The 12821-nt window shown below is 37.6% G+C and carries 16 protein-coding genes; 10 read left to right on the top strand and 6 right to left on the bottom strand.

What is annotated here, in order from left to right:
* The first annotated feature begins 28 nt into the window (after window positions 1-28).
* The 6 genes from rpsD to D9O48_RS06460 all read left to right on the top strand — a co-directional run bounded on the left by rpsD (window position 29) and on the right by D9O48_RS06460 (window position 4745).
* Complete coding sequence (gene rpsD / locus D9O48_RS06485; protein ID WP_126971809.1) at window positions 29-634, top strand: 30S ribosomal protein S4; 606 nt, start codon at window positions 29-31, stop codon at window positions 632-634.
* A 42-nt stretch (window positions 635-676) separates the two neighbouring features.
* Window positions 677-1678 carry a DNA-directed RNA polymerase subunit alpha gene (locus D9O48_RS06480; protein WP_126971807.1) on the top strand — a complete coding sequence of 334 codons (1002 nt, stop codon included), beginning with the start codon at window positions 677-679 and terminating at the stop codon, window positions 1676-1678.
* Window positions 1679-1779: 101 nt separating this feature from the next.
* Window positions 1780-2274, top strand: coding sequence for a 50S ribosomal protein L17 (rplQ, locus tag D9O48_RS06475; RefSeq protein WP_126971805.1), 495 nt, complete (start codon window positions 1780-1782; stop codon window positions 2272-2274).
* Window positions 2275-2438: 164 nt separating this feature from the next.
* Window positions 2439-3545 (top strand): glutamine-hydrolyzing carbamoyl-phosphate synthase small subunit, encoded by a 1107-nt coding sequence (gene carA / locus D9O48_RS06470; RefSeq protein WP_126971803.1) that lies wholly within the window; start codon window positions 2439-2441, stop codon window positions 3543-3545.
* Window positions 3546-3852: 307 nt separating this feature from the next.
* Window positions 3853-4071 (top strand): hypothetical protein, encoded by a 219-nt coding sequence (locus D9O48_RS06465; RefSeq protein WP_126971801.1) that lies wholly within the window; start codon window positions 3853-3855, stop codon window positions 4069-4071.
* Window positions 4072-4319: 248 nt separating this feature from the next.
* Window positions 4320-4745, top strand: a complete 426-nt coding sequence (locus tag D9O48_RS06460; protein WP_126971799.1) for a type II 3-dehydroquinate dehydratase — start codon at window positions 4320-4322, stop codon at window positions 4743-4745.
* A 2-nt stretch (window positions 4746-4747) separates the two neighbouring features.
* On the opposite strand, the gene D9O48_RS06455 is transcribed toward D9O48_RS06460, so the two are convergent.
* A complete protein-coding gene (locus tag D9O48_RS06455; protein ID WP_158624835.1) occupies window positions 4748-5359 on the bottom strand; it encodes a peptidylprolyl isomerase in 612 nt (203 codons plus the stop codon).
* Between the two features lie 119 nt (window positions 5360-5478).
* Here D9O48_RS06455 and D9O48_RS06450 point away from each other — a divergent pair, with 119 nt between their 5' ends.
* Both D9O48_RS06450 and D9O48_RS06445 read left to right on the top strand, forming a co-directional pair.
* The gene (locus tag D9O48_RS06450; RefSeq protein ID WP_126971796.1) at window positions 5479-6162 is read left to right on the top strand and encodes a toxin-antitoxin system YwqK family antitoxin; all 684 of its coding nucleotides are present in this window, start codon (window positions 5479-5481) and stop codon (window positions 6160-6162) included.
* A 109-nt stretch (window positions 6163-6271) separates the two neighbouring features.
* Window positions 6272-7360, top strand: coding sequence for a WG repeat-containing protein (locus tag D9O48_RS06445; protein WP_199750514.1), 1089 nt, complete (start codon window positions 6272-6274; stop codon window positions 7358-7360).
* Window positions 7361-7402: 42 nt separating this feature from the next.
* Here D9O48_RS06445 and D9O48_RS18945 read toward each other — a convergent pair whose 3' ends face one another.
* The 3 genes from D9O48_RS18945 to D9O48_RS06435 form a co-directional block, all read right to left on the bottom strand.
* The gene (locus tag D9O48_RS18945) at window positions 7403-7738 is read right to left on the bottom strand and encodes a hypothetical protein (RefSeq protein WP_199750513.1); all 336 of its coding nucleotides are present in this window, start codon (window positions 7736-7738) and stop codon (window positions 7403-7405) included.
* A 303-nt stretch (window positions 7739-8041) separates the two neighbouring features.
* The gene (locus D9O48_RS18725; protein ID WP_158624834.1) at window positions 8042-8218 is read right to left on the bottom strand and encodes a hypothetical protein; all 177 of its coding nucleotides are present in this window, start codon (window positions 8216-8218) and stop codon (window positions 8042-8044) included.
* Between the two features lie 243 nt (window positions 8219-8461).
* Window positions 8462-9286 (bottom strand): alpha/beta hydrolase, encoded by an 825-nt coding sequence (locus tag D9O48_RS06435; RefSeq protein ID WP_126971794.1) that lies wholly within the window; start codon window positions 9284-9286, stop codon window positions 8462-8464.
* Between the two features lie 91 nt (window positions 9287-9377).
* Here D9O48_RS06435 and D9O48_RS06430 point away from each other — a divergent pair, with 91 nt between their 5' ends.
* Together D9O48_RS06430 and D9O48_RS06425 are read left to right on the top strand one after the other, a co-directional pair.
* Window positions 9378-10247, top strand: coding sequence for an SPFH domain-containing protein (locus D9O48_RS06430; RefSeq protein ID WP_126971792.1), 870 nt, complete (start codon window positions 9378-9380; stop codon window positions 10245-10247).
* 10 nt (window positions 10248-10257) lie between these two features.
* Window positions 10258-10443 carry an Arc family DNA-binding protein gene (locus D9O48_RS06425; protein WP_126971790.1) on the top strand — a complete coding sequence of 62 codons (186 nt, stop codon included), beginning with the start codon at window positions 10258-10260 and terminating at the stop codon, window positions 10441-10443.
* Between the two features lie 35 nt (window positions 10444-10478).
* Here the strand turns inward: D9O48_RS06425 and D9O48_RS06420 are convergent, their stop codons facing one another.
* A complete protein-coding gene (locus D9O48_RS06420) occupies window positions 10479-11348 on the bottom strand; it encodes a carboxylesterase family protein (RefSeq protein ID WP_126971788.1) in 870 nt (289 codons plus the stop codon).
* Between the two features lie 174 nt (window positions 11349-11522).
* On the bottom strand, window positions 11523-12821 hold the full coding sequence (locus D9O48_RS06415) for a hemolysin family protein (RefSeq protein WP_126971786.1): 1299 nt from the start codon (window positions 12819-12821) through the stop codon (window positions 11523-11525).

Here is a 12821-nt window from a genome sequence, read left to right as displayed (position 1 = left end):
ATCGACACTAAAAAATCATTTTTTCAAAATGGCACGTTATACAGGTCCCAAAACAAGAATTTGCCGTATTTTCGGTGAGCCTATTTTAGGCAATGGTAAGTATTTAACCAAGAATAGTGTACCTCCGGGTCAGCATGGTCCAACCCGTAAACGTAAAGCTCCGGGTGAATACGCTTTACAGTTAAAAGAAAAGCAAAAAGCTAAATATACTTACGGAGTATTAGAGAAACAATTCCGTAGAACTTTCGAAGAAGCAGCTCGTCTGAAAGGTGTTACCGGTGAAAACCTGATGCGTTTATTAGAGTCTCGTTTAGATAACGTTGTATACCGTTTAGGTATGTCACCTTCTCGTCCTGGTGCTCGTCAGTTGGTTTCTCACAAACATATCACTGTAAATGGTGAAATCGTTAACATCCCTTCATACCGTATTAAACCAGGTGATGTTATCGCTATTAAAGAGAAAGATAAGTCTAATACAACTTTAGTTTCATTGTTCCGTGGTAAAAATCCAAAGATTTCCTGGATGGATTGGAATGAAGCTGAAATGAGTGGTACTTTTGTTGCTTATCCTGAGCGTGAAAACATTCCGGAAAACATCAAAGAACAATTGATCATTGAGTTGTATTCTAAATAAGCCTGATTAGGCACCTTTTTAAAAAAATCGAAATTCTACTATATGGCCATTTTAAATTTCCAGAAGCCAGACAAAATCGTTTTACAAAAAGCTACGGAGTTTGAAGCTCAGTTTGAGTTTCGCCCGTTAGAGCCAGGTTACGGTGTAACTGTAGGTAACGCTTTGCGCAGGGTGTTGTTGAGTTCCCTGGAAGGTTATGCCATCATCGGTATCCGCATTGAAGGTGTAGATCACGAGTTTGCAACCATCAAAGGTATCACTGAAGATGTGTTGGAAATTATCTTGAACTTAAAGCAGGTTCGCTTTAAAAAGAAAGTAGAACATGAAGTAAGCCAAGAGAAAATTTCGCTTAGCATCAAAAATAAAACAGAATTTACAGCTGGTATGATTGCTGAAGCTACTCAAAGCTTCGAAGTCATGAACCCTGAACTTTTGATCTGTATTTTGGATGCTTCTGCTAAATTGGACATTGAGTTAACCATCGCTAAAGGTCGTGGATATGTTCCGGCAGAAGAAAATAAAGTGAAAGATGCTCCGTTTGGTTATATTCCAACTGATGCTATCTTCACTCCAATCAAGAATGTAAAATACGCTATCGAAAATACCCGTGTAGAACAACGTACTGACTATGAGAAATTAATCATGGAAGTAACTACTGACGGTACAATTCACCCTGAAGAAGCAGTGAAACAAGCTAGCCGTATCTTGATTCAACATTTAATGATCATCACTGACGAAAATATTACCTTCGATAATAAAGAAGATAAAAAAGAAGATGTGGTAGATGAGCAAATGTTACAACTTCGCAAGATTTTGAAAACGCCGTTGGAAGATTTAGACCTTTCAGTTCGTGCTTTCAACTGTTTAAAAGCTGCGAAAATCAACTCTTTAAGCGAATTAGTTCAATACGAACAGGAAGATTTGATGAAGTTCAGAAACTTCGGTCAGAAATCACTTGCGGAAATTGAACAGGTTTTAGCAGAAAGAGGTTTACATTTCGGTATGGATTTAAGCAAATTAGGCTTAGATAAAGAAGAACTTTAATATTTAATCACATATAATCATCTGTTTCAGGCAGTTTTGATTGAAACAGATGATTTTAGATTGCAATTCCTGACACGGTGCAGTCTTAAAATTTAAATGTCATGCGTCACGGAGACAAAATCAACAATTTAGGTAGAACCGCTTCACACAGAAAAGCGTTATTAAGTAACTTATCTTGTCAGTTAATTGAGCACAAACGTATCGTAACTACTTTAGCAAAAGCGAAAGCATTACGTACACACATTGAGCCGTTAATTACAAAGTCTAAAAACAATACTACACACTTCCGTCGTCTTGTTTTCAGTCACTTACAAGATAAACAAGCGGTTACTGAGCTTTTTTCAACGATCGCTGAAAAAATCGGAACCCGTCCTGGTGGTTACACTCGTATCATCAAATTAGGAATCCGTAAAGGTGATAACGCTGAAATGGCAATGATTGAGTTAGTTGACTTTAACGATGTATACGGTAAAACCGGTACTGCTGCTGCAGAACCAGCTAAGAAAACCCGTCGTTCTCGTTCTACTACTAAGAAAGACGCTGTTGAAACTCCGGCTGCAGAAGCTCCTGCAACTGAAGAAAAAACTGCAGAATAAGAAAATAACTTTGTTTTCTATACAGGCAAGACGATCGTCTTGCCTTTTTTATGAAAATTCGATAGGCGAATCTTTAAAAGTTTCAAAAAATTCCTATCTGACGAAAATTTAAGTGCAATCGCATTTATTATTTATGTTTCTTTGCAAAACTTTTTTTGAATAACATGTCCAACTCTGCTCAAAAATCTGCAATTCTCTTATTAGAAGACGGAACCGTACATTATGGTAAAGCTTTTGGTTTAATCGGCACTACTACCGGTGAAATCTGCTTTAATACCGGAATGACCGGTTATCAGGAAGTATTTACAGACCCTAGTTACTACGGTCAAATTGTGATCATGAACAATGTTCACACCGGTAACTATGGTGTAAAAGAAAATGAAGTTGAATCTAATAGCGTGAAGATTCGCGGATTAATTGGTCGTAACCTTGAAGATCAATACTCCCGTAAATTGGCAAATGGTTCAATGGACGAGTACCTGAAAGCAAATAATATTGTTTGTATTGAAGAAGTAGATACCCGTGCACTCGTTTCACACGTTCGTGAAAAAGGTGCTATGAACTGTATCATTTCTTCTGAAATAACTGATATTGAAGAGTTGAAATCTATCCTTGCTAAAACACCTGGCATGGACGGATTGGAATTAGCTTCTTTTGTTACCACTGAAGAGCCTTATACATTAGGTGATCCGCATTCTCCCATCAGAATTGCTGTACTTGATTTTGGTACTAAACGTAATATCCTGACCTGCATGGTAGAGCGCGGCGCTCATGTAAAAGTATTCCCTGCTAAAACTTCTTTAGCTACTTTAAAAGAATTCAACCCGAACGGATATTTTATTTCAAATGGTCCTGGCGATCCGGCGAGTATGGATTATGCTATCACAACTGTAAAACAAGTGGTAGAAGAAAATAAACCTACTTTCGGCATTTGCTTAGGCCACCAGTTATTAGCTTTATCTCAGGGAATTGATACTTTTAAAATGCACCACGGCCACAGAGGATTGAACCATCCGGTGAAAAATATCATTACGGGTACTTGTGAAATCACTACTCAAAATCATGGTTTCGGTGTAAATCCGGATACTGTTAAAAAATCTGACCGCGTTGAAATTACTCACGTAAACCTGAACGATGAATCGATCGAAGGTATCAGAGTAAAAGGAAAACCGGCGTTTTCAGTACAGTATCACCCGGAATCGACTCCTGGTCCGCACGACAGCCGTTATCTGTTTGATCAGTTTATCAATATGATTAAAGAAACTATATAAATAAAAAAGGCCGCAATTGCGGCCTTTTTTAATCTCAGAACAACTGTTTTTCGTATATAATTAAATGAAACAACCATCATTTTTTATTATGCAGAAATGGATACCATTGAGGGGTTAGAGGTCTTCTGCCATCGTGAAATTTGTGATACTATATTAGACAGTTTGTATTATTGCCGTAAGCAGAAACATATGCAATTGCAGGGATATCTTATTTTAAAGTTTAAGTTGTACTTGTTATTTACCCTGGAGGGAGATCCTTCTTATTTAATAAGATGTTTTAAAAAACAAAGTTTCAGACTTATTAGTAATGATGTCATTAACGACTTACAGCATCCTTGCCGTGAGCGTTGGGTCAGTTGGATGTATGAATGAAGGTAGTGTACATCAAAAAGTGAAGTATTTTCAGTTCTGGAAATATGGAACCCGTTGCAGGGTGATTGATGATACTAAAGTGTTTGAACAGATATTAGATTGGCTGCATCAACAGCCGGTTTGTGAAGGACTTGTATGGGAGGCAATATACTGAAGGTGTTCGAGTGCGATGGCATATCATCTGATACGTAATGTAGACGAGGTATCAGAAATAGGATCTGCTCAATGCAAAGATGAGGTGGATGGAATAGTATAGTATAGTGCACATCAAACCGCAGTGAAGTGCCTGAAACCACCCCGGAGTCTTAAGACTCCGGATTATTTACGTAAAAAATTACACATAGATTAAACTTTCTCTTTTATTCATTTTTCCTAACTTTAAACCTCACACTCATTACTTTCATGAAACTAATTATTATAAACGGTCCCAATCTGAATCTTCTTGGTAAACGTGAACCCGGTGTTTATGGTAATCAGGATTTCAACTCTTTCTATCTGGAGCTGCAGGAAAAATACCCTGCGGTGCAATTCGAATATTTTCAATCGAATATTGAAGGAGAAATAGTGGATGCTTTACAAAAGTATGGGTTTGAATCTGACGGCATTATCTTAAATCCTGCCGCTTATACCCACACTTCCGTAGCGATCGGGGATGCGATTGCCGCTATCAAAACACCGGTTATTGAAGTACATATTTCAAATGTACACGCGCGTGAGCCTTTCAGACATTTATCACATGTTTCAGGAAAATCTATAGGTTCTATTATCGGAATGGGTCTGAACGGATATGTTCTGGCCATTGAACATTTTCTATACCTGAACAAATAAGTTTATGATTTCCATCTGATCATCAGTAACAGGGCATACCCTCTAAAGGTTTGTGTATGGTCAGATTTTCGGATGATATGAACTCCTCTACGTGTCCACATTTTGAATAAGTCACCCTTTTCTTTTTCCAGTAATGCTTTGTCAAGCTGGGGCAAAGTGTATCCTGCAGCAATCCAACCCAAATCACCCTGTGTGGCGCCTTCACCTCCCATCGAGTAAGTAGAAGCCATATCTTCGAAGCTTCTGTTGCCAATCGCTATCTGACGGATAATGAAATTTGCCAACGAGTCAGCACGGGGATAATAAATGATCGCCGTATCAATGAAAATCTGACCCACGCGGTTAAACTGATTCGGATTTTCCGCTAATACCTGAATTAAGTACTGTTCCTTGCCAAAAGGCCCGTATACTTTACCCAATTCACCATGAAATGCAATACTGTCTTTAAACGACTCAAATTCGCTTAAACGAGCTATTGCTACGGTGTCGATAGAAAACGGTTTCTTCAAAATGTCCTTGACGTACAAAGGGCTGTTTTTAGAAGTTTCAATGTCTTTTTTGATCTGTGCCCAGTTCTGGGCGACCATATCCGGTGCCGGCAGCAGAAAAATCAAAAATGTTATTAGTATTTTTACACTCATAATCCTCATTCTGTCGTTAAAATTATCAAAATCTCCTCCAGGATATACTTTTTTGGCTGATTTATTGTTAATTTAAGAGTAAGAGGAATGTTATGCGTTATATATTATCATTAATAGCGATCTTTTTGTGTGTTGCTGCCACAGCACAGTGGAAATCATTTGAGTTAACTAAAGATGGTGATACGATCAACCGCCAGGATATGGTCGGACGTAAGCATGGCCCCTGGGTGATCAAAGTAGAAGGTTTGCGCGGTGAACAGGGATATGAAGAAGAAGGATGGTTTTCTTATGACAAAAAAGAAGGTGAATGGCGAATGTTTAGCCTAATGGGTGACCTTGTTGGAGTAGAAAACTACAAATGGGGTATGAAAAGCGGTAAATGTGTTTACTTCACCAATTTAGGTGCACTCCGGTTAGAACAGGAGTGGCTGGCGATTAATCCCAATAAAGAATATGATACCATCATGGTGGAAAGCCCCGATGTTTTTGGCGCTTATGAAGAAGTAATTGTCAAGAATGAAGGAGGAGCTATAAAACACGGTTATTGGAAGTACTATGATCCTTCTAATGGAAGGCTCATTGCTACAGAACTGTATAAAAGAGGTGAACTAATGCAGGATTCGCGGAAGTTGGCCGAAGAAAAATTAGCGCAACAACAAAATGCACCCGGTAATAAGAAAGAAGTTCCCAAGCCTAAAGAGGTGCTGGAGTTTGAGAAACAAAACGCCGGTAAGAAAAAAATTAAAGTTCGGGAAGGAAATACAGGAGGTTATTAAAACCTCCTTTTTTATTTTACCTGTAAAGCGATACAGGATACTTCTTGTATAAACTGCATAACGTATTCAAAAAAGAAAGATGACTATCGGTCAATTAAATAGTAATGTTATGAGATTTGGTATAATAATGCTGTTAGTTGCTTTTTTTAATAAAGATTTGTCTGCTCAGAAAAAAGATACCTGGTTCTCTTTTTACAATACCGATTCAAGCTTAATCGGTTATAAAGATAAGCAAGGTAAAGTCAAAATTGAAGCCCGTTTTTCGGGGTTCACTACTGCTGCAAAATTTGATGATATACTCTCAGTCGTAGAAGAAATCAACGGAAGCTGGCTGAGCTATTACTTGTTAAAGTCAGAAAGAAAATTCGGAACAGACAGTTTATATATCCGGGATAATATGCCTGACTGTGAGAACGAAGGCTTTATTCGTTTTAAAGATTTAAAAACAGACAAGGCCGGAATTTTTAATAAACAGGGCGAAGTTGTTATTCCTGCTGAATATAATGATATCCAGCCTGTAAGAAACGGATTGATCGTGGCGTTAAAAAATGCGCAGAAAGAATATTGGGATAAGGAAGAACATAGCGGTTGTAATCATTTTAGCTGGAAGGGAGGAGAAATAATTTTGTTAGACACGCTGAATAATATTTTGATCAACGATTTTACAGAGCCTTATACCCTCAACCTCTTTTCGATACAGAAAAGTAATCAGATAAACGCTGATAGTACCAGAAGAAGTTTTTTGTCATCAACAGGCGAGTATCTTTCGTTTATTGACTTTGAGAAAGAATTCAGGTACTGGTTATCAAATGAGTTGTTTAAGAATTTTACGCAAGATAAACTCAGCGATTATTTGATGGATACAGTTATAGATGGATCTGGTGGAGAATGGTTGTATTATTCAAAAGCTGCAATGGTTACGAAAAAGTTTGATCAGTTGAAGAAAACTTTATTACAGATCAACGAACCTGAAAGTGAGTATTTTATTACTTCAGATGGATTGAATCCTTTTCTATATGAGGGAGCCGCGTATGATAAGTATTTCAATAACTGCGGCGAATCCAAAGATTGGATTTATCCTGTAATGCAAGTGGTGATTTCCTATCCTACCAAAAAGAATTTACCGCAAGATCATTTTGAGTTTTTACGGACGGATAAAGGTTACAAGCTGATATCTGTGAGCATAAGAAATCATTGATCTTTTAAAAAAAGATGATAGCGTTGCAGAAGTACAAGAGCACTACCGGGGAAACCGGTATTCCTTTCTGGGAATAAAGAATCCTTTGATACAATTAAGATTTCTGATGCAGACCTGAATATGATTTTTTGCCTGAATGCCCGCTCCTTCAAATGCAGGCCCGCCTTCGGTGAAGATTCCTCTTACCGTATCAAAAGATTGATGAATCATCGTTTGTTCGAATAGCTCTTTTGAACTGATTTGCAGCGCAATCTGAGTATGTAGGTATTCAATTACTGAGCAGTCAAGTTCTCGAAGAATCAGGTCATGATATAGGTCGGTTTTGCTATTTTTATTCTGAGGTAGAATCTTACCATATAATTGTAATTCAGCTCTCATTGCTTCAAAATAACAGCTGATTAATTCAATAAATTCCGAATCGGTAAAATCAAGACAATTATCGAGCGTATAAACTACTCCGACTACTGATGGTTTGAAACGAGCATCTCTTTTACTCTTATCAAATGCTCATTGATGAGCTCTTTGTAAATTATTTTCTCAAATATAAAAGCCATGACCTAGTCAATCGTAATCAGACTGACTTATCTTAATATGTTGTGGATTAAATACTAGCCTGTTGCTCGTTTTTAAATCACATCCATGAAATCCAATCATTAAGTTGGGTCTTTTTCTGTACATAGATTATTTTTTATTAATGAAAATTTTATTGAGATTTTTGTATGGTTTTGTAAAGTTTCCATTTTTGGTTAATATTTTGGCTGATTGAAAAAAAGCCAGAATCTCTTCCTTACTTTTCTTCTCTTTCCTTATTTTTTTCGCCAGTTCTTTTAATGCTTTAATCTCATCTGTTTCTTTCATGTTTAATTTTTTGATTTAGTGTTAAAAGGAATCTCCTTTTAAAAACTTATTTATTCAGCTTTTGTACTATTATTTCTTTCTTTATTTATGCAGTTGTTGTCAATAAAACAAGTATTCTGTATTATTTACGAATCTGCCAGTTGAACAGATGATATAAATCTGAATTATTTTTTTACGACATAAAAAAACCTCTTGCGACATTCGCAAGAGGTTGATGAAAAGATTATTAAAAACTGAAATAGATTACCTGATTCTTTTACTAAAATAATCAGCAAAAAACACCAGTTGATAACGAATGGCATTCGTCCAGTATTCGCCATTGTGTTCACCAGGGCGTACTGTGTAATCATGTGGTATTTTCAGTTCATTCAGTTTTTTATGCAACTGTTGGTTTACTTCAAAAAAGAAATCCTCCTGGCCACAATCAATAATTAAATCAAGTTTTCCGGGTTTTAAATTTTCTACCTGGTGTACAACTGTGTTTATCCGCCAGTTTTCCGGATTGTTTTTTATAGTGCCCAAGGCGGTTTTAATTTCCCAATTTTCAGGAAAAGGTCTGAAGTCTACACCGCCGGCCATACTTCCGGCTGCACCATATACTTCCTGGTGGCGTGTTGCTAAATATAGTGCACCATGACCACCCATACTTAAACCTGTAATGGCTCTTCCCGAACGGTCAGGAATTGTTGCAAAATTTTTATCGATATACGTTACCAATTCATTGGCAACGAAAGTTTCAAATCGAAGTGCCGGATTTTGAGGGGCATCAAAATACCAGCTGTTTTGTCCGTTCGGACAAACAATGATCATCTCGAGTTCATCTGCTTTAGTGGCTAAAAACGGAGCGGCTTTAATCCAATAGGCATGATTACCTGAATAACCATGTAACAGATAAAGAACGGGATATTTTTTTCCGGCAGCAACGGCTGCATAGTAATTCTGTGGTACAATTACTACTGTGGCAATGTCTTTATTCATCGCCTGACTACGTATGGCAAGCGTATCTACTTTTCCGGCAACAGCAGTAAAACTCCAGAAAATCAGCGCTAGGGAGAGTAACTTTTTCATAATGAACCTTTTAGTAATATCAAAGATAATATTTGGATTTGTTATTCAAAATGTATATTTTTGATATCATTTTGATATTAAATCAAACTATATGGAAAAAGTATTCAAACCAATTTCAGGCTATTTAGCGCTTTTGGTAGCGTTAGCATTATTAGGTCTTAGTGTTTATTTTTTCGTGAATGCCGGCATACAGGAAAAAGGAATTTTTGCCTTTTACGCTATTCTTTCTTTTATAGTCAGCATTTTTCTTTTTAAAGGTGTTATGGTTATTCATCCTAACCATGCACGTGTTTGTACTTTCTTCGGTAAATATGTAGGTTCTGTAAAAGAAAACGGTTTATTATGGGTTAACCCTCTGTATGGTGTGTCCAGGCTTTCATTACGTGCACAGAATCTTGAAAGTTCACAATTGAAAGTAAACGATATGATGGGGAACCCGATCGAAATTGCAGCAGCTATCGTTTGGCAGGTTTCCAATACGTATAAAGCTACTTTTGATGTGGATGATTATTCCAGATATGTAAAGGTTCAGAGTGAAGCTGCCATTCGTCATCTGGCAACAAGCTGTCCGTATGAAGATTTCGACGGTAATAATGATCAGCTGACTTTGCGTAATGGGGGTGAGGCTGTGAATAATTTATTAGAGCAGGAGTTAAATGAGCGATTAGCGCCGGCCGGTATTATTATACGCGAGGCAAGAATTTCTCACCTGGCTTATTCGCCTGAAATTGCAGGAGCTATGTTACAGCGTCAGCAGGCGCATGCAATTGTAAGTGCGCGTGCTAAGATTGTTGAAGGTGCTGTTGGTATGGTTGAAATGGCTTTGGAGCAGTTGTCTAAAAAACATATTGTTGAATTAGACGAAGAGAAAAAAGCTGCCATGGTAAGCAATTTAATGGTAGTGCTTTGTGGTGAAAAATCTGCTCAACCTGTTTTGAATACAGGAACATTATATCAATAAATTATTTGTCGTGGGAGCTAAAAAGAATTTTGTATTGAGGATTGACGAAGAAACTTATGAGTTACTTGAAAAGTGGGCAAGTGATGAGTTTCGCAGTGTGAACGGACAGCTGGAGTGGATCATTGATCAGTCTTTGAAGAAGTCCGGCAGATTTAAAAAACAAAAAGAGGATACACCTCCTTCTGAAAATAATTAACCCCTCTCCGGTTAGCCGGAAGAGGGGTTAACCCTTTATGGTCTTTTTTGCTTGAGCATCCATTCATAGATGTTCATGTTATTTTCTTTATAAGTTAAACCGGTTGCTTTTGTCCAGGCATCGTGCCCACCGGTATCCCAGAGGGTTTGAATGATAGACTGCGTTGGTTTATTACTGTTGATCTTATTAATATTATTGATGGTGTTATTCACTGTAACGGTACCATCATCTTTATTATGGAATGCCCAAACTGCCACTTTGTTATTTGCCAGTGCTTTTGCCTGCGCATCGTTTAATGAACCTGCGCCGCATATCGGAACGATGGCAGCTACTTTAGCAGGATATTTTGCCGCAAACTCCCAGGTAACTCCACCACCCATGCTACAGCCGCTTACATATACTCTTTTAGGATCAATGCGGTATTTTTTAGAAACGTGTACTAATAATGCATTGACGTCATCAGCACTCGGCCATTTTTTGAATTGTGGCGAAACCACAATAAATGAAAAGTTTTCATTGTTGACTTTAAAACTTGCCGGAAGTGTTTTTTTGGTAACGAGCGAAGAGATTCCAATATTGGCCACTCTGCTTAATTCAGTGGTGCCGTTTCCTAATTCTCCAATACCGTGAATGAAAATGATTAATGGATATGCTTTATCGGTTTTGGAATAAAGAACAGGGATACTGGCCCTGAAGCCCCCGATATTCGAGTTAACTGTTTCGATAATATCTACGGCTGTTGGTTTCGCGGTTTCTACCTGACTGTTAAACGGATTGGTAGGGGTAGGAGTGGGTGTAGGAGTTTTTTCCTCCTCCTGAGGTTCTTCTGGTACTACTTCTTTATTACAAGAGGCCAGACCCCATACTAATGCTGAGATTAGTAGTATTTTCAATAGGTTATTCATACATTGAACGTAAAAAGTGAACGGATTTGTGTACTGACCAAAGATGGTGCCATTAATAATACGAATCAAGCGTAGTTTTTAGTATTTTTTTCGGTCCGTATTTTCCGTAATCTTTTAATAAATGTACAAAAAAAGCTTCGGAATTTTCCGAAGCTTTTTTATAAGTGTTTTTGTTTAGTTATCTCTCAGGTTATTCAGTATTTCTTCTGGTACAGTTACCAATACTTTATCAATCCTTTGTGCATCCATGTCTAAAATTTCAAACTTAAATCCTTGCCATACAAAGGTATCGGCGGTACTCGGAATTCTTTCTAACTTATGTAAAATTAATCCCGCCAGCGTATCAAACTCCTGTTCACCTTCATTCATCCATTCTGTTTTTTCAAAATGACTCAAAAAGTCATAAAAAGGAATCTGCGCATCTACGATAAAGGTTCCGTCTTCTCTTTCAACAATTTCGTAATCCTCGATATCCTGTTGCGGCATATCACCCACAATAGCCTCAAGAATGTCATTTAAGGTGATCATTCCCTGAATACTTCCATATTCGTCTACGATAAAACAAGCATGGATTTTTGATTCTTTGAATTTTTCAAGGACCGTATAGGCTGTAATATGTTCAGGAACAAACAACGTCGGTTTCATGATCTGTTTGAAAAGAGTCAGGTCGTTGCTGACATATAAATCTTTCAAACTGATGACGCCTTTAATAGCGTCGATATTCCCATCGCAAATCGGATACACCGAATGCGGTTCTTTTAATATTTTATCACGTATAGAATGTTCATTATCATTCAGATCAAACCATTTGATATCACTTCTGTGGGTCATCAGCGAAGTGATATTACGGTCACCGAGGTGAAAGATTCTTTCGATAATTTCCTGTTCTGCTTCTTCGATGGTACCCTGTTCGGTACCTTCTGAGATAATCGCTTTAATCTCTTCTTCCGTTACCTGATTATCCTTCGCTTTAATTCCCAATATATTAATCAGGATATTGCTGGATTTTGTTAAAATCCAGATAAAAGGATAGGTAATAATACTGATCACGCGCATGGGGCCGGCGATGATCTTGGCTATTTTTTCCGGATTTGAAAGTCCGATTCTTTTGGGAACCAGCTCGCCCAGCACCAATGTAAAATAAGTAATAACGATAACGATCAGTCCGGTAGCCAGACCGTTGGCGTAAGGAGCCAGGCTAGGATAATCTTTTAGAAACTCTACCAGATTTTGTTTTACACTGTCGCCGGAAAATAAACCCGTTAAAATGCCAATTAAGGTAATACCGATTTGAACGGTTGATAAAAATTTTTCGGGGCTTTGTGCCAGACTGAGGGCTTCTTTGGCTCTTTTGTCGCCTTTATTGGCTTGTCCCTCTAACCTTGCTTTTCTAGCTGAAACCAAGGCGATTTCAGACATAGAAAATATGCCATTCAAGATAATTAATCCTAATATTATAAGTAACTCGTCCAT

This window comes from Gynurincola endophyticus (assembly GCF_003991195.1).
GTDB lineage: Bacteria > Bacteroidota > Bacteroidia > Chitinophagales > Chitinophagaceae > Gynurincola > Gynurincola endophyticus.
The sequence above is the reverse complement of the archived record's forward strand: the minus strand, read 5'-3'. Positions and strand labels throughout refer to the sequence as shown.